General features: G+C 62.1%; 15 protein-coding genes and 1 pseudogene. 8 read left to right on the top strand and 8 right to left on the bottom strand.

Features of this window, described 5'->3' with window-relative positions; translation table 11 throughout:
• Both FX984_RS00295 and FX984_RS00290 read left to right on the top strand, forming a co-directional pair.
• Entirely contained in the window at nt 1-939 is a 939-nt protein-coding gene (locus tag FX984_RS00295) for a carbohydrate kinase family protein (RefSeq protein ID WP_108574329.1), read from the top strand.
• 84 nt (nt 940-1023) lie between these two features.
• On the top strand, nt 1024-1293 hold the full coding sequence (locus tag FX984_RS00290; protein ID WP_098479680.1) for a DUF2790 domain-containing protein: 270 nt from the start codon (nt 1024-1026) through the stop codon (nt 1291-1293).
• 61 nt (nt 1294-1354) lie between these two features.
• On the opposite strand, the gene FX984_RS00285 is transcribed toward FX984_RS00290, so the two are convergent.
• Together FX984_RS00285 and ilvA are read right to left on the bottom strand one after the other, a co-directional pair.
• Nucleotides 1355-1624: a DUF1652 domain-containing protein gene (locus FX984_RS00285; protein WP_027606409.1), complete on the bottom strand. Its 270-nt coding sequence runs from the start codon at nt 1622-1624 to the stop codon at nt 1355-1357.
• A gap of 233 nt (nt 1625-1857) precedes the next feature.
• Nucleotides 1858-2880: a threonine ammonia-lyase, biosynthetic gene (ilvA, locus tag FX984_RS00280; RefSeq protein ID WP_146477945.1), complete on the bottom strand. Its 1023-nt coding sequence runs from the start codon at nt 2878-2880 to the stop codon at nt 1858-1860.
• Between the two features lie 248 nt (nt 2881-3128).
• Here ilvA and FX984_RS00275 point away from each other — a divergent pair, with 248 nt between their 5' ends.
• Nucleotides 3129-3329: a ParD-like family protein gene (locus tag FX984_RS00275; protein ID WP_027606410.1), complete on the top strand. Its 201-nt coding sequence runs from the start codon at nt 3129-3131 to the stop codon at nt 3327-3329.
• Nucleotides 3329-4084, top strand: a complete 756-nt coding sequence (map, locus tag FX984_RS00270; RefSeq protein WP_146477943.1) for a type I methionyl aminopeptidase — start codon at nt 3329-3331, stop codon at nt 4082-4084. The genes FX984_RS00275 and map overlap by 1 nt, the downstream gene beginning before the upstream one ends.
• Before the next feature lie 32 nt (nt 4085-4116).
• On the opposite strand, the gene FX984_RS00265 is transcribed toward map, so the two are convergent.
• On the bottom strand, nt 4117-5703 hold the full coding sequence (locus tag FX984_RS00265) for a RimK family ATP-grasp domain-containing protein (protein WP_146477941.1): 1587 nt from the start codon (nt 5701-5703) through the stop codon (nt 4117-4119).
• 94 nt (nt 5704-5797) lie between these two features.
• Here FX984_RS00265 and FX984_RS00260 point away from each other — a divergent pair.
• A pseudogene (locus FX984_RS00260) lies at nt 5798-6247 on the top strand (GNAT family N-acetyltransferase); the annotation flags it as partial.
• Here FX984_RS00260 and sfnG read toward each other — a convergent pair.
• Nucleotides 6243-7328, bottom strand: a complete 1086-nt coding sequence (sfnG, locus tag FX984_RS00255; protein ID WP_092357837.1) for a dimethylsulfone monooxygenase SfnG — start codon at nt 7326-7328, stop codon at nt 6243-6245. The pseudogene FX984_RS00260 and the gene sfnG overlap by 5 nt on opposite strands.
• 268 nt (nt 7329-7596) lie before the next feature.
• Here sfnG and FX984_RS00250 point away from each other — a divergent pair, with 268 nt between their 5' ends.
• The gene (locus tag FX984_RS00250; RefSeq protein ID WP_092357835.1) at nt 7597-8835 is read left to right on the top strand and encodes an acyl-CoA dehydrogenase family protein; all 1239 of its coding nucleotides are present in this window, start codon (nt 7597-7599) and stop codon (nt 8833-8835) included.
• 292 nt (nt 8836-9127) lie between these two features.
• On the opposite strand, the gene FX984_RS00245 is transcribed toward FX984_RS00250, so the two are convergent.
• The 4 genes from FX984_RS00245 to FX984_RS00230 form a co-directional block, all read right to left on the bottom strand.
• Nucleotides 9128-9913, bottom strand: a complete 786-nt coding sequence (locus FX984_RS00245) for a sulfite exporter TauE/SafE family protein (RefSeq protein ID WP_027606416.1) — start codon at nt 9911-9913, stop codon at nt 9128-9130.
• A 91-nt stretch (nt 9914-10004) separates the two neighbouring features.
• Nucleotides 10005-10775 carry a class I SAM-dependent methyltransferase gene (locus FX984_RS00240; protein WP_146477939.1) on the bottom strand — a complete coding sequence of 257 codons (771 nt, stop codon included), beginning with the start codon at nt 10773-10775 and terminating at the stop codon, nt 10005-10007.
• A 58-nt stretch (nt 10776-10833) separates the two neighbouring features.
• Nucleotides 10834-12138, bottom strand: coding sequence for an ATP-binding protein (locus FX984_RS00235; RefSeq protein WP_027606418.1), 1305 nt, complete (start codon nt 12136-12138; stop codon nt 10834-10836).
• Between the two features lie 3 nt (nt 12139-12141).
• The gene (locus FX984_RS00230) at nt 12142-12843 is read right to left on the bottom strand and encodes a response regulator (protein ID WP_027606419.1); all 702 of its coding nucleotides are present in this window, start codon (nt 12841-12843) and stop codon (nt 12142-12144) included.
• A 171-nt stretch (nt 12844-13014) separates the two neighbouring features.
• On the opposite strand from FX984_RS00230, the gene FX984_RS00225 reads away from it, so the two are divergent.
• Nucleotides 13015-14172 carry an efflux RND transporter periplasmic adaptor subunit gene (locus tag FX984_RS00225; protein ID WP_027606420.1) on the top strand — a complete coding sequence of 386 codons (1158 nt, stop codon included), beginning with the start codon at nt 13015-13017 and terminating at the stop codon, nt 14170-14172.
• Between the two features lie 12 nt (nt 14173-14184).
• Nucleotides 14185-17274, top strand: coding sequence for an efflux RND transporter permease subunit (locus tag FX984_RS00220; protein ID WP_154905221.1), 3090 nt, complete (start codon nt 14185-14187; stop codon nt 17272-17274).
• Nucleotides 17275-17339 lie beyond the last annotated feature (65 nt).

The following is a 17339-nucleotide window of genomic DNA, read 5'->3' as shown; positions in this document are numbered from 1 at the left end:
ATGTATCTGGTGTGTGGTGAAGCGCTGTTTGATTTTTTCAGCGAGGAAGATGCCAGTGGGCAGGCCTCCAAGGTCACTTACAAGGCGATTGCCGGTGGTTCACCGTTCAACGTCGCGGTGGGTTTGCGCCGCCTGGGCATCGAGGCCGGGTTGTTCGGCGGCCTGTCCAACGACTTCCTCGGGCGCCGGCTGTTGCAGGTGCTCAGGGATGAAGGCGTCAGCGAGCGGTTCCTGGTGGAGTTTGCCGCGCCGACCACCTTGTCGATGGTCGCCGTGGGCGCCGACGGTTCACCGCAGTACAACTTCCGGGGTGAAGGCTGCGCCGACCGACTGCTGGAAGTCGCGCATTTGCCGGTCCTTGGCGATGAGGTGCGCGGCCTGCATGTCGGCTCGTTCTCCCTGGTGGTGCAACCGATCGGCGACACCCTGCTGAACCTGGTCAAGCGCGAAAGCGGCAAGCGCCTGATCAGCCTCGACCCCAACGTGCGCCTTAATCCGCAGCCGGATATCCAACTGTGGCGCGACCGCGTCGCCGAGTTGGCCAAGCATGCCGACCTGATCAAGGTCAGCGACGAAGACCTGCACCTGCTCTACCCCGGCCAGTCGCCGGAAAGCGTGCTGCAGGGCTGGCTGCAACACCGTTGCCAGCTGGTGTTCCTCACCCGTGGCGGCGATGGCGCCAGTGTGTTCAGCCGTCAGCATGGCACCTGGTCGCAACCGGCACAGCGCGTGGTGATGGCGGATACCGTGGGTGCCGGGGATACCTTCCAGGCTGCGTTGATTGCCTGGCTGACCGAGCACCAGCTGGACTCGGTGCAAGGCCTGCAACAACTGACCCGCGCGCAGATCGACGCCATGCTCGGCTTCGCCATCCGCGCTGCGGCACTGACGTGCGGCAAGACCGGGCCGGACTTGCCGTATCGCCAGCAGCTTGGATGAAGGTTTTGTCAGCCAGGGCAAAATTAATCGATGGTTAATCCCGCAAGTCGAGAGTGAAATTCCACTCACTTGCGGAGCACCACCATGAAACTGCACACCTTAATGCTCGGCGGCGCCCTGGCGCTGTCGGCAGTATCGGGCCTGGCCCAGGCTGACGATCAAACCCAGGCGGTCAAACCCGTGCCTTATCATTACGGCATGCCGATGAACATTGCCAAGGTCCTGGCCATGAACGAAACCCCAACCGGCGACTGCAAAGTCATTGATGCGGATATCAAGTTCCTGGACAAGGCGGGCAAAGTGGAAGACGTGAGCTACCGGAAAATGTCCGAAGCCTGCGATTTCCAGAATTGATGGGCAAACATACACAGCATTGGGCCTGGCATTTACCAGGCCCACCGTTCATGACCAACGATCAGTAGTAACCGCGCCCTCCAGCCCGCTGCTGGACAGGTGCATGGCTGTGCTTGAGGTCTTCACGCAACCCGGTAATGAGGTTGCAAATAGCTCGACTGCTGTCGAGTTTGTCAGCATTGATACCTTTGACCTCCAAATCCACCCGGTCACGGTCGCGGTCGTCATAGACCTTGATCGTCAGCGAAGCATCTTCGGCTTTGGTGCATTCGCACCGTTTAGGCAGGAAACTTCCTTCAATAATGCTGCGAAGTTCTAATTCCGAAAGCATGGCCAACCTCTCCTTTTTTGAGACTTGCCAATCGATTGTTATAAGTCTGCAGGCGCGTGCCTGCCACGTCTCGCCAGCCCTGGAAGACGCTTACCTTTACCAGCCTACTCGGCAAATTCCGTTTTTGTTGTAACTTTTCTTCATAAGCAATGTAGGAATTTATATAGCTTAGATCACATCAGTTAAATCATCGTCGAACCGCTTCGATTAATCGTTTAACCCCACGCTTCGAATTAAACTGCAACTTGTGCCGCCACTCTTTCAGCAACATATCGCAAACTATCAAAGTTGATATTTGCACCTGAATTAACCGCGACCAAGGTCTGCCCACTTACCCCCCGACTGGCCACGTACTTGCGAACCCCCGCCACCGCCAGCGCACCGGAAGGTTCGGTGATGGAACGCGTATCGTCATAGATCAACTTCATCGCGCTGCACAGTTCGTCATTGCTGACGGTGATCACTTCGTCGACCCAATCGCGGCAGATCTCAAAGCCATAGGCGCCGATCTGCGCGACTGCGGTGCCATCGGCGAACCCGTCGACACTCGGCAACACCACCCGTTCCCCGGCCCGCAGCGCGGCGAGCAGGCAACTGGAGCCTTCGGGCTCGACCCCGATGATGCGCACTTCGGGCCGCAGGTATTTGACGTAGGCCGCAATGCCGGCGATCAGGCCGCCGCCGCCCACGGGCACGAAGATCGCGTCCAAGGGGCCTTGTTGCTGGCGCAGGATTTCCATGGCCACCGTGCCCTGGCCGGCGATCACTTCCGGGTCATCGAAGGGCGAAACGAAGGTGCAGCCGGACATCTCGGCCAGTTGCAGCGCATGGGCCAGGGCAAACGGGAAGCTCTCGCCGTGCAGCACCGCTTCGGCGCCCCGGGAGCGCACGCCCAGCACCTTCAATTCCGGCGTGCTGCACGGCATCACGATCCGCGCCTGGAGCCCCAGCGTCTTCGCCGCCAGTGCCACGCCTTGCGCATGGTTACCCGCCGACGCCGTCACCACACCGCGCGCTTTCTGCGCGCCGGTAAGCTGCACCAGCTTGTTGTAGGCGCCGCGAATCTTGAAGGAAAAGGTCGGTTGCAGGTCTTCGCGCTTGAGCAGCACCTGGTTGCCGAGCATTGCCGAGAGTGCCGGCACGGCTTGCAGGGGCGTACGCACCGCGAGGTCATAGACCGGCGCGGCGAGGATCTTTTTCACATAGTGTTCAAGCAATGCCGTATCAGCGGTAGGCGGTGCGGGGCACGTGCTCATGGGTGTCTCCTGGTTTTTAAAGGCCCTGGAGACGGAACAAACAAAACCCGCCTCTAAGGCGGGTTGGGGTGCAGCCGTGTGCTATCCCGCCAAATGAGGAATGGCGGTAATAATGCTTGGCTGGCTGCGGAAGGCTGGATAGGTCATGCCTGGAAATTAACCGGCCATCCGGATCAAGTCAACATCATGTTTACTGACGACATATGAAACATATACGATTCGTATATCCAACCACTACAGTGAACCTCATGGGCATCGTCAAGATCAGCGACCAACTGCACGAACAACTCCGGCTGGCCAGTGCGGCCATGGACCGCTCCATCAACGCCCAGGCCGAGTTCTGGATCAAGGTCGGCCTGCTCGCCGAACTCAATCCCAGCCTGCCCTACCACGAGCTGATCAACAAACTGTTGCTGGACAAGCCCGACCTGATCCGGGGGCGCAGCTGATGATCAAGACCGCCGCCCAACTGGCTGTGATGCGCGAGTCCGGACGCCTGCTGGCCCAAGTGTTCGACATGCTCGACGGTTTTGTCGCCGCCGGCCGTTCCACCCTGGAACTGGACAGCGCCGTCGAAGCCTTTATCCGCAACGAATTGAAAGCCCGCCCCGCCAGCCTCGGGCAATACGACTACCCCTTCTCCATCAACACCTCGATCAACGAGGTGGTGTGCCATGGCATGCCCAGCGCCAAGGAAATCCTCAAGGACGGCGACATCGTCAACATCGACATCACCCTGGAAAAAGGCGGCTTTATCGCCGATTCCAGCAAGATGTACATGATCGGCACCGTCGCGCCCAAGGCGCGGCGCCTGGTGGACATGACTTTCGAGGCGATGTGGGCCGGGATCCGCCAGGTCAAGCCCGGCGCGCGCCTGGGTGATATCGGCCATGCGATCCAGAGCCATGCACAGGCCAATGGCTACAGCGTGGTGCGTGAATACTGCGGCCACGGCATCGGCAAGCAGATGCATGAAGAACCGCAGGTCCTGCACTTCGGCCGCCCTCGCACCGGGCTGGAACTGCGTGAAGGCATGGTGTTCACCATCGAACCGATGCTCAACCAGGGCGGCGCCAAGGTGCGCAGCCTGAAAGACGGCTGGACGGTGGTGACCAAGGACAACAGCCTGTCGGCGCAGTGGGAGCATACGGTGGCGGTGACGGCGGATGGCTTTGAAGTGCTGACCCTGCAAACCCGCCCTTGATTCACCCACCGCCGTAGATACCGCCTTGAACCTCACCAGACCTGGCCCTGGCGTTTCAACTCCAGGCGCCGCACGAACTCTTCCAGCACCAGGCTGTACAGATCGTCCTGCAGGTAGGCGTCTTCGATGCCGGCATCCAGGTTGGGGTTGTCGTTGACCTCGATCACCACCACCTTGTCGCCGGACTGCTTGAGGTCCACACCGTAGAGGCCGTCGCCGATCAGGTTGGCGGTCTTCACCGCCAGTTCCACCACCGCCCTGGGGGCTTCATGGACGGCCAGGGTGCGGCATTCGCCGTTGATGGCCTGGCCGAGGGCCTTGTGGTTATAGATCTGCCAATGGCCCTTGGACATGAAGTACTGGCAGGCAAAGATCGGCTTGCGGTTGAGTACGCCGATGCGCCAGTCATACTCGGTGTAGAAGAATTCCTGGGCCAGCAGCAGCACCGAATGCTCGAACAACTCGGCGGTGGCCTTGAGCAAGGCTGCCTGGCTTTCGACCTTGATCACGCCACGGGAGAAACACCCGTCGGGAATCTTCAACACCAGCGGAAACCCGAGGCGCTCGCCGACCCGTTCAAAGTCCTGCGGTCGTTCCTTGTAGAGAATCTCGGTGGCAGGCATACCCAACTGATGGCTGTTGAGCAGGTCGGTAAGGTAGACCTTGTTGGTACAACGCAGGATCGACGCCGGGTCGTCCATCACCACCAGGCCTTCACTTTCGGCTTTTTTGGCAAAGCGGTAGGTATGGTTGTCGACACTGGTGGTCTCGCGGATCAGCAAGGCGTCGTATTCGGCCAGGCGCGCGTAGTCCTTGCGCTCGATCAGTTCCACATCGATGCCCAGGCCCTTGCCGACGCGGATGAAGTTATCCAAAGCCTTGGCATTGGACGGCGGCAATTGCTCCTGGGGATCATGGAGGATCGCCAGGTCATAACGGGCCAGGCGCCGTGAACGGGGCTGGCGCCAGATCCTGCGGCTGAAGTTATCGAGGGCGTGGGCGAATTGATCTTCCTGGTCGTCGCGTAACTTGTGCAATACGCCGGACTTGACCCCTACGATATGCCAACCGTTATGTTTTCTGAACTCAACTAACAAGATCGGACATGGGAATGTTTCAAACAACTGGCGGGCCAATTCCTGCAACGGCTCTATAGTGGTCCTGCCGAAGTAAAGTGTCAGGGTAAACCCTTCGGTATTACTGTAGAGGTGATGACTCAAGGCTTTATCAAGGGTTTTATCCAAGTCGTCCAGCGCCAGGCCGTACAGCGACTTCCTGGTCAGCTCACTGATGGTGCGCATCGAAGGAATCACCTTGTGTCCGCGCGCTTCGGCCAGCAACGAGCAGTAGTAGCCGTGCCCCAGGTACTTGTAGCTGCGGCACAGGTTGATCACCTGCACCCGCTTGCCTGACTCGTTCTGGCGGGTTTGCTCCAGGTACTCCTGGGCGGTGACGATGTCTTCGCTGGGAAAGTAGGAGGCCCAATCTTCCTTGCGTTCAACAATGATCACCACTTGACTGTTACTTCGAGGCGGCGAAGAAAAAAAGCCCTTCGATGTTATTGTCGCCGCGACGATTTGCTCGGATACTTCACGCCAATGACCTTGTACCGCCGACATAATATTTGATCCGCTTTAGAGAACTCGACCTTTTCTATTAAGCACGATCTTTTAGGGAAGTCCCGTTTCGTTACGCAACTTTTACGGCGGTTATATGGCTCTTTTCTCTCGCATTGCATTACCCGGTGATATACCGGCATTAGTGGCATTGGAGCACCAGTGTTTCACCACCGACCGGCTCTCATCGCGCAGTTTTCACTGGATGATCAGCCGCGCCCACGGCCAGTTGCTGGTGGCGGAACAGGACGGGCAGTTGCTCGGTTATGCGCTGGTGCTGTTTCGTCGTGGCAGCGTGTTCGCGCGCCTGTATTCCATCGCCATTGCCGAGCACGCACGCGGCCTCGGGCTGGGCAAGCAGTTGCTCAGCCATGTCGAGGCCTGCGGGGTGACGCACGGGTGCGCCCACCTGCGCCTGGAGGTGCGCACCGACAACCGCGGCGCCCTGGCGCTGTATGAACGCAACGGCTACCGGCGTTTCGCCCAGGTCAACGACTACTACGCAGACCACACCCCGGCCCTGCGCCTGGAGAAAACCCTGGTCAGGCCACCTGCTTGATCCCGGCCTTGGCTTCCAGCTCGCGCACCAGCGGCAATACACGTTTGCCGAAGTACTCCACTTCTTCCTGGAAGTGCAGGAAGCCCGCCAGCACCAGGTCCACGCCCACTGCCTTGAGTGCGACGATGCGCTCGGCAATCTGCTGCGGGGTGCCGATCAGGTTGGTCTTGAAGCCATCGTTGTACTGCACCAGGTCTTCAAAGCTCGACTTGGCCCAGTTGCCCTCGCCTTCGGGTGATGCCTTGCCGGCCTGCCTGGCCGCGTCGCCAAAGGCGTTCACGGCTTCCGGGTCGGCCTTGTCGATGATCTCTGCGAGCACGGCGCGGGCTTCTTCCTCGGTGTCGCGGGCGATGATGAACGCATTCACGCCGACCTTGACCGAATGGTTGTTGGCGGCGGCCTTGGCGCGAATGTCATCGACCTGGGCCTTGATGCCTTCCGGGGTGTTGCCGTTGGTGAAGTACCAGTCCGACACGCGGGCCGCCATGTCTCGCGCGGCCCGCGAGCTGCCGCCCTGGAACACTTCCGGCTGGCCCAGGGGCTTGGGCTTGAGGGTGTAATTGTTGAAACGGTAGAAGTCGCCCTTGAAGGTAAAGTCGTCCTGGGTCCAGATGCCTTTGAGGGCGCGGATGAATTCTTCGGAACGGCGATAGCGCTCGTCGTGCTCCAGCCAGTGTTCGCCGATGGCCTGGAACTCGCCCTTGAACCAGCCACTGACGATGTTCACCGCAATGCGGCCATTGGTGAGCTGGTCGATGGTCGCCAGTTGCTTGGCCGCCAGCGCCGGTTGCCATGGGCCGGGCAGGATCGCGGCGATAACCTTGAGCCTGGTGGTAGCGGCCAGCAAGGCATGGCTGAACGCCACGGACTCATGCTGGTTCTCGGCGCCGTAGCCGGCGGTGAAGCGGATCTGGGTCAGGCCGTATTCGAAGCCGGCTTCCTCGGCCAATTGCGCCAGTTTGCGGTTGTAGTCGATGCCCCAGTGGGTACGTTGTTCGATCTTGCTGACCACCAGCCCACCGCTGACGTTGGGCACCCAATAGGCAAATTTCACGGCTTGCTGACTCATCGAACGGTACCTCGCACTAAGGAATGTACTGAGGGGTTGAGCAGCAAGCGTGCCAGACGCGGGCAAACGCCCGCGCCACAAGGGTTGCGACACGAATTCGGGGCTGGGAAGCTTGGAATGCCAATGTCAGGGATTGCAGCGCTTTGTCGGTTTGCTGTTGCTGGAGCAACAGTAAACAGCGTGCATCCCCCCGTAAACATTGGGCCTGGCACCCGGCACGGAGTGTGCAATCACTCCCGGCACCGATCACTGCCCCGGAGCCTTGCTCATGACCGAACACCACGTTATCAACCCGTTGTCTGTCGGCGTCGACTACCCCACGCTGGCGGCGCGCTTTCGTCCGATTTTCCAGCGCATCGCCGCTGGCGCGGTGGAGCGCGAACAAACCCGCGCCCTGCCCCATGAACCGATCCAGTGGCTCAAGGAAGCCGGCTTCGGCGCGGTGCGGGTGCCGGTGGAATATGGCGGTGGCGGTGCTTCGCTGCCGCAACTGTTCGAACTGCTGATCGAACTGGCCGAGGCCGACTCCAATGTGCCCCAGGCCCTGCGCGGGCATTTCGCCTTTGCCGAAGACCGCCTGAATGCGCCGCCCAGTGCCGGCCGCGACCTGTGGTTCAAGCGCTTTGTCGACGGCGACATCGTCGGCTGCGCCTGGACCGAAATCGGCACCGTGGCCATCGGCGAGGTTGTCACCAAGGTCAGCCCGGACGGCGATCGGTGGAAACTCAACGGTGAAAAGTTCTACAGCACCGGCAGTATTTTCTCCGACTGGATCGACGTGTACGCCCAGCGCAGCGACACCGGCGGCGATGTGATCGCCGCCACCCGCGCGCGCCAGCCCGGCGTGGAACACAGCGATGACTGGGACGGCTTTGGCCAGCGCACCACCGGCAGCGGCACCTCGCGCTTTACCGATGCGGTGGTGGAGGCGGAAAACGTCATCGACTTCGCGACCCGCTTCAAATACCAGACCGCGTTCTACCAACTTGTCCTGCTGGCCAGCCTCGCCGGTATCGGCCGTGCCGCGTTGCGCGATGTGGCCCACCAGGTGCGCAGCCGCAAGCGCATCTACAGCCACGGCAATGCCCAGCACGTCAGCCAGGATGCCCAGATCCAGCAGGTGGTGGGCGAAGTCGCCGCCCTGGTCTACGCCGCCGAAGCCAGCGCGCTGAAAGCCGCTGTGCCGGCGCAGCGGGCGTACCTGGCGCGGTTCGGTGGGGATGAAGTCGCCGAGCGCGAAGCCAACGTCGCGGCCGAAATCGAGTCAGCCACCGCGCAAGTGGTGGTGTCGGAGCTGATCCAGCGCGCCACCAGTGAGTTGTTCAACGCCCTGGGGGCGTCGGATGTGCGCCAGGGCAAGTCCCTCGACCGCCATTGGCGCAATGCGCGGACCGTGTCGTCGCACAACCCGGTGATCTACAAGGCGCGGATCGTGGGGGACTGGGTGATCAATGGCACCGAGCCGCCGTTTGTGTGGCAGATCGGCAATGGCCCGGCGAAAGCCTGAGGCTGAGCGGGGTCAAAACTGTGGGAGGGGGCTATGCCGATCAGTTAAGAGATAGAACGGGCAAACAGTAACCTGTGGTGAGCGGGCTTGCCCCGCGTTGGGCTGCGCAGCAGCCCCAATAAGAGCGCTGCAGTGTGCCAGGCAGGTCCGGGGCTGTGTTTTGGGGCTGCTACGCAGCCCAACGCGGGGCAAGCCCGCTCACCACAGTTACAGTGTTCCTCCTTAACTGACTGGCATTAGGGCTTGCCCCCTCCCACATTTGGCCCCTGTGTATTTGAATCCTGTGTACGCCTCAAAAGGCCAATTTGTAGCCGATGGTCATCAACATGATCGCCAGGCACGGGCGCAATACGCCGTCCGGGACCTTGCCGGTCATGTGGCTGCCGAAGTAAATGCCCGGCAGCGACCCCATCAGCAGAAAGCCCAGCAGGTGCCAGTCCATATTGCCCATGCCGGCATGGCCCAGGCCCGCCACCAGGGTCAGGGGCACGGCGTGGGCGATCTCGGTGCCGACCAGGCGGCGCGTGGCCAGGAACGGATAGAGGATAAACAGCGCGACGGTGCCGAGGGCGCCGGCGCCGATGGAGGTGAGCGCAACCATGGTCCCCAGCACCGCACCGGTCACCACGGTCAGGGCATTCAGGTTGCGCGGGTTCATATGGTAATGATCGCCCGCGTGGCGCTGGGCGAATGCCAGCAGGCGTTGCTTGAACAGGATCGCCAGGGCGGTCAGCAGCAGCACCACGCCGAGGGCCTGCTTGATCACCGCGTTCATGGCGCTGGGGTCGGTGTGCAGGCTGGCGAGGAACCACAGGGTCAGCAACACCGCAGGCACGCTGCCCAGGGTCAGCCAGCCGGTGATGGTCCAGTCGATGTTCTTGTTCTTGCTGTGGACCAGCACACCACCGGATTTGGTGATGGCCGCGTACAGCAGGTCAGTGCCCACGGCCGTGGCCGGGTTGATGCCGAACCACAACAGGATCGGGGTCATCAAGGAGCCCCCGCCGACACCGGTCATGCCGACGATAAAACCAACGATCAGGCCCGCAATTACAAAACCAAAGTTACCCACTTCCATCAACGCTACCCGCGGCCTTATAAATTTCTGGCCGCAGGATAGCGATTTTTCTTATAACGACTTATATCAATATGATCTGACTTTATGCCTTTTATGGCAGTCGACGACAGACATACGCCTGGGTCTGATAAGGAAACGCCACCGTGTCGCGGTCCTTCAGGGCCGGATGGCTGGCGATCAAGCCACGCAACTGCTCGCTCACAAGGGCTTTTTCAGCCTCGGGCAACGCAGCAATAAAGCTCACGGAGAGGAAGCGATCCATGATCACTTCCTGGGGGCTGCCGACGTGGCTATAGGGGAAACAGGTCATTTCGGGGTCGGAAAAGTACTTGCCGTCGAAGGCTTCGCGCCAGCGTCCGGAGTGAAAACGCGGGGTGTCACCCTCGTAGGGCGTAATGATCGCAGTGATCGCCGCTACCCAGTCCACCGACTCATCGCGCACATTCCACACCAGCCCGAGGCGCCCTTCGGGCTTGAGCACGCGGTGGATTTCCGCCAGCGCGGCCTGGGTGGAGAACCAGTGAAAGGCTTGCGCGCAGACCACCGCGTCGGCGCTGGCGGTTTCCAGGGGGATGGCTTCGGCGGTGCCGTTGACCAGGCGCACGTCCGGCAACAGCCGGGTCAACTGCGCACCCATGGCCTGCACCGGTTCGACGGCGATCAACGTCGGTGCCAGGGTGCTGAGCAGGCGCGTGAAATTGCCGGTGCCGGCGCCCAGGTCGATCACCCGTGAGTGCCCATCGACGCCGAGTACATCCGTGAGCCAGCCCGTGAGTTGCCTGGGATAATTCGGCCGGCCCTGGGCGTAGGTGGCGGCCTGGGTAGAGAAACCTCGTTGAGCAGACGTGTGGACACCAGTCATTGCCAATCTCTCCTCGGGTAAAGCGGGGGCACAGTGTGCGCCTTCCCCGGGAGATTTTCTAATCGGCAGCCGTGGGCAACCACACCCGGAACCGTGCGCCGCCCAACGGCGAGGCCAGTGCGGTCAGGGTGCCGCCTTGGGCCTCGAGGGCTCGCCGGCTGATGGCCAGGCCCAGGCCAAAGCCACCGGTGGCGCGGTCGCGGCTGCGGTCGAGACGGTAAAAAGGCTCGAAGATACGCTCGCGCTGGTCCAGCGGAATGCCGATGCCATCGTCATCCACCCAGATTTCACAGCCTTTGGCGCAGACCTTGACGCCCACCTGAATGCGCTTGTCGCAGTAACGCGTGGCATTGCGCAGCAGGTTCTGCAGGGCACGGGCGGTGAGGCGCGGGTCGAGGCTGAAGCGTTCCACAGCGCAGTCGAGTGCTACATCGATGACGATCTCGGGATTTTCCAGTTCGTCATCGACACTGCCGAGCACGCTGTCGATAAACTCATCGAGCACCACCTCCACACGCTCGGGCAATTGCGCCGGGTTTTGCAGGCGGCTGTAGGACAACAACTCCAGCACCAATTCATCCAGCTCGCGAATATGCGCAACCAGGCCATGCAAGCGCTGGCGACTGGCCTCCGGCAAGTCTTCCGACAGCGCCAGGGCCAGGCCGAAATCCAGGCGCGTAAGGGGCGTGCGCAGTTCGTGGGAGACCGCGTTGAGCAGGTCGCGCTGTTGGTTGAGCAGGTGTTCGATGTCGTCGGCCATAGTATCGAACACCGCTGCCAGGCTGCCGATATTGGAGCTGGCCGGGATGTGTGTGCGCTCGGCCAGGTTGCCTTTGCCCAGTTGCGTGGCGGTGCTTTTCAGGCGTTCGAGATCGCGCCAGTGCGGACGCAGCCAGAACAGCAGGCAGGCCAGCAACGCCGCACCGATCAGCACGTTCATCGACCAGTACAACAGGTTCATGTCCAGCGGGTCTGGCGGAATGGTCAGCTTGACCACGAACTGCTCGTTGAGCGGCGAGCTGATGTCCTCCATCCAGCCGAACTCCCCCAGGTGAATCACGGGGTTGCCCTGCTCCAGCAGTTTGGCTTCCTGCGTGGTGTAGCTGGCGTCCTGGCGCAACAGCAATTGCACTTTGAGGGGGGCGAAGTCACGTCCCAGTTGCTCGGTCACCTGGGACCAGCGCTCCACCGGCGCGCGCAGGTACTGCTTGACGATCAGCTTCTGCATGCCTCGGGACTGCTCGACGTTGTAGTCCAGGTAACGGTGCTCGAACAGTTGGATCACCAGCTTGGGAATCAGGAAGATCGCCGCGCTGTAGGTAATGATGGTGATCAGGTAAAGGCGTAGCAGTACACGAAACATCGGTCAGCATTCCCACTCGGAACGGCTGAACAGGTAGCCTTTGCCCCATACGGTCTTGATCTTGCGCGCTTCACCGGCGTGGTCGTCGAACTTGCGGCGCAGCTTGGAAATGGCCACGTCCACCGAACGGTCGGTGCCGTTGAACTCGATACCGCGCAGGCGTTGCAGGATCTGGTCGCGGCTGAGCACCTCGCCCGCGTGCCGGGCCAGTACCACCAGCAGGTTGTATTCGCCGCTGGACAACTCCACCGCCTGCTCGCGCCAGGTCACGGTGCGCTCCGACAGGTCGATGCACAGGTTGCCCATCAGGATCTGGTCGTTGGCCACCTGGGGCTCGGACAGGCTGCTGCGCCGCAGCAAGGTGCGCACCCGCGCCAGCAGCACACGCGGCTCGCAGGGTTTGGTCACGTAGTCGTCGGCGCCCATTTCCAGGCCCAGCACCTGGTCGTGGCTGTCGTCGCGGGCGGTGAGCATCAGGATCGGCAGGCCCGCCGAGTCGGCGCGCAGCAGGCGGCACACTTGCAGGCCGTCGAGGCCGGGCAGCATCAGGTCGAGGATCACCAGGTCCGGCGGGTCGAGGCGCGCGCGCTCGCGGACGTGGTCGCCACGGCTGAGCACACTGACGTGGTAGCCATTGCGTTCCAGGTAGCTGGCAATCAGCTCGGAGAGTGCGGCGTCGTCTTCCACCAGGAGGATGTTGGGCATGGTGTTTCCAAATAATGCGGTTTGTTGGTGTGTTGCAGGATTGTGCAAGGATATACGCCCTCGGCGCCCCGCGCGCCGCACCTTACATTTCTTCACAGACGACCTACACAGCTTCACAGCACCACGGCGCAGGTGCCCTTAGGATGCGCCAGTCAATATTGGGATAAGAGCATGTCGAAGAATCTGTTTGCGCCATTCTGCCTGTTGGCCCTGACGCTGGCCCTGAGTGCCTGTGACCAATCGGCCGACGAAGCGCCGCCAATGCCCCTGGCCAAAGTGCGCATCGAAACCCTTGAGGCCAAGCCCCTCTCCATCACCAGCGAATTGAGCGGACGCATCGCCGCGCCACGCATCGCCGAAGTGCGCGCACGGGTGGCCGGGGTGGTGATGCAACGGGTGTTCAAGGAAGGCCATGACGTCAAACAGGGCGACGTGTTGTTTCGCATCGATCCGGCACCGTTCAAGGCTGACCTGGACAGCGCCCAGGCCAACCTGAGCAAGGCCGAGGCCAATGCGTTCCAGGCGCGCCTGCAGGAGCAGCGCTACAGCCAACTGGTGGAAGGCAATGCCATCAGCGGCCAGGACTACGACAACGCCCGCGCCAACCTGCGCCAGACCAACGCCGAAGTCGCCGCCAACAAGGCCGCCGTCGAGCGCGCCAGGTTGAACCTGGGCTACGCCACCGTGACCGCGCCGATTTCCGGGCGCATCGGCCGCGCCCTGGTGACCGAAGGGGCACTGGTGGGCCAGAACGAAGCCACGCCCCTGGCGATCATCCAGCAACTGGACCCGATCCACGCCGACCTCACCCAGTCCACCCGCGAGCTCAACGACCTGCGCCGCGCCTTCCGCGCCGGCAGCTTGAAGCAGGTAGGCCAGGACCAGGCCAAGGCCACGTTGATCCAGGACGATGGCAGCCTCTACCCGCTGCCGGGCAAGTTGCTGTTCGCCGAGATCAGCGTCGACCCGGGCACCGGGCAGATCATCCTGCGCAGCGAGTTCCCCAACCCGGACCTCGACCTGTTGCCCGGCAGCTTCGTACGGGTCCGCCTGGAGCAGGCCGTCGACAAACAGGGCATCAGCGTGCCGCAACGCGCCATCACCCGCGACAGCGCCGGCATCCCCATGGTGCTGCTGCTCGACGCCGAGCAGACCGTCAGCCAGCAGCCGGTGGAACTGGGTGCGGTGATCGCTGACCGCTGGGTGGTCAGCCATGGCCTCAAGCCCGGCGACCGTATCGTCGTCGAAGGCCTGCAGCACGCGCGCCCCGGTGAAAAAGTCGAGGTCGATGACAGCCCCACACCCGTTGCCCAGGCTTCCGGCCAATAAGGATCTTTGACAATGCCGCAGTTCTTTATTGACCGCCCGATCTTCGCCTGGGTGGTCGCCCTGTTTATCCTGCTGGCCGGCTTGCTGGCCATCCCGCAGTTGCCGGTGGCCCAGTACCCCAACGTCGCGCCGCCGAAGGTGGAAATCTACGCGGTGTACCCGGGCGCCTCGGCCCAGACCCTGGATGAAAGCGTGGTCAGCCTGATCGAGCAGGAGCTCAACGGCGCCGATCACCTGCTGTATTTCGAATCCCAGAGCAGCCTCGGCTCGGCAACGATTACTGCCACGTTCCAGCCCGGCACCAACCCGGAAATGGCCCAGGTCGATGTGCAAAACCGCCTCAAGGCGGTGGAGCCGCGCCTGCCCCAGGCCGTGACCCAGCAGGGTTTGCAGGTGGAGAAAGTCTCCGCCGGTTTCCTGCTGCTGGTGACCCTCACCTCCAACGACGGCAAGCTCGACGATGTGGCGCTCAGCGATTACCTGGCGCGCAACGTGATGAACGAGCTCAAGCGCCTGGACGGGGTCGGCAAGGCCCAGCTGTACGGTGCCGAACGCGCCATGCGCATCTGGATCGACCCGCAGAAACTGATCGGCTTCAACCTCACGCCGGCCGACGTGAATGCCGCGATCAGCGCACAGAACGCCCAGGTCTCGGCCGGCAGCATCGGTGACTTGCCGGGTACCAGGACCCAGGAAATCACCGCCGCGATCCTGGTCAAGGGCCAGCTGTCCACGCCGGCGGAATTCGCCGATATCGTGTTCAAGGCCAACCCGGACGGCTCCACCGTGCGCATCGGCGATGTGGCGCGGGTAGAAGTGGGCAGTCAGGAATACCAGTTTTCCACGCGCCTGAACGGCAAGCCGTCCACCGCCGTCAGCGTGCAACTGGCGCCCGGGGCCAATGCGCTGAACACCGCGACCCTGGTGCGGGCGAAGATGGACGAGCTGTCGCGCTATTTCCCGGCCAATGTGGAGTACAAGATCCCGTACGACACCTCGCCGTTCGTCAAGGTCTCGATCACCAAGGTGGTCTACACCCTGCTCGAAGCCATGGCCCTGGTGTTCGCGGTGATGTTCCTGTTCCTGCAGAACGTGCGCTACACCCTGATCCCGACGCTGGTGGTGCCGATCGCGCTGATGGGCACCTTCGCCACCATGCTGTTGCTGGGCTTCTCGATCAACGTGCTGACCATGTTCGGCATGGTGCTGGCCATCGGCATCCTGGTGGATGACGCCATCGTGGTGGTGGAGAACGTCGAGCGGATCATGGCCACCGAGGGCCTGTCGCCCAAGGAGGCGACGAAAAAAGCCATGGGCCAGATCACCGGCGCCATCGTCGGCATTACCCTGGTGCTGGTCGCGGTGTTCCTGCCGATGGCGTTCATGGCCGGCTCGGTGGGGGTGATCTACCAGCAGTTCTCGCTGTCGATGGCCACCTCGATCCTGTTCTCGGCCTTCCTCGCCCTGACCTTGACCCCAGCCCTGTGCGCCACGCTGCTCAAGCCGATTGCCAAGGGCGAGCACCATGCCAAGGGCGGGTTCTTCGGCTGGTTCAACAAGCGCTTCGAGCAACTCACCGACCGTTACGAAGGCTGGGTCGCCTATGCCCTCAAGCGCAGCGGCCGTTACCTGCTGATCTACCTGGTGCTGCTGGTGGGCCTGGGGCTGATGTTCAGCCGCCTGCCCTCCTCGTTCCTGCCGGTGGAAGACCAGGGCTACACCATCACCGACATCCAGCTGCCGCCCGGCGCGAGCAAGAACCGCACGGTGCAGGTGGCCGAACAGATCGAAGCGCTTAACGCCGGGGAGCCAGGGGTGGGTGACACCACCATGATCATGGGCTTCAGCTTCTCCGGCTCCGGGCAAAACGCCGCGCTGGCGTTTACTACGCTCAAGGACTGGTCGGAACGCGGCAGCGATGACTCCGCCGCCTCGATTGCCGACCGCGCCAACATGGCCTTCAGCGAACTCAAGGACGCGATTGCCTATGCAATCCTGCCGCCCCCGGTGGACGGCCTGGGCACCTCCAGCGGTTTCGAGTTCCGCTTGCAGGACCGCGGCGGTGTAGGCCATGCAGCCTTGATGGCGGCGCGTACCGAATTGCTCGACGCCGCCGGAAAAAGCCCGATCCTGGCCAACGTGCGCGAAAGCGCCCTGGCCGAGGCGCCGCAAGTGCAGCTGGAAGTCGACCGCAAGCAGGCCAACGCGCTGGGCGTCTCGTTTGCGGATGTGGGCAATGTGCTGTCTTCGGCCATCGGTTCAGCCTATGTCAACGACTTCCCTAACCAGGGCCGCATGCAGCGCGTGGTGGTACAGGCCGAAGGCGACCAGCGCAGCCAGGTGGCGGATTTGATGAAGATCCACGTGCGCAACAAGGATGGAAAGATGGTACCGCTGTCGGCGTTTGTCGAAGCCAAATGGACCCAGGGCCCGGCGCAACTGACGCGCTATAACGGCTACCCTGCCATCGCCATTTCCGGCGAGGCCGCACCCGGCCACAGCACCGGCGAGGCGATGGAGGAAATCCAGCGCCTGGTCAGCCAATTGCCGGCAGGCCTGGGCCAGGAGTGGACCGGGTTGTCGTTGCAGGAACGTTTGTCCGGCTCCCAGGCCCCAATCCTGTTGGGCCTGTCGCTGCTGATCGTGTTCCTGTGCCTGGCGGCGCTGTATGAAAGCTGGTCGATCCCGACGTCGGTGTTGCTGGTGGTGCCGCTGGGCGTGCTCGGCGCAGTGCTGGCGGTGACTTTGCGGGGCATGCCCAACGATGTGTTTTTCAAGGTCGGCCTGATCACTATCATCGGCTTGTCGGCGAAGAACGCGATCCTGATCATCGAGTTCGCCAAGGACCTGTATGACCAGGGCGAAGACCTGATCGACGCCACCCTGAAAGCCGCACGACTCCGGTTGCGCCCGATCATCATGACCTCGCTGGCGTTTATCCTCGGCGTGGTGCCCTTGGCGATTGCCACCGGTGCCAGTTCGGCGAGCCAGCAGGCGATTGGTACCGGGGTCATCGGCGGGATGATCACCGCGACCCTGGCGGTGGTGTTTGTGCCGGTGTTCTTTGTGGTGGTCATGAAGCTGGTGCGCAAAAAGCGCTAAGGCTTTTGGGGGGACACTGTAACGGTGGCAAGCCCGCTTGCCACAACAAAAATGCGCTAAGGTGC

It is taken from the genome of Pseudomonas marginalis, assembly GCF_008692035.1.
GTDB lineage: Bacteria > Pseudomonadota > Gammaproteobacteria > Pseudomonadales > Pseudomonadaceae > Aquipseudomonas > Aquipseudomonas marginalis.
This window is presented reverse-complemented; position numbering and strand designations above follow the sequence as displayed.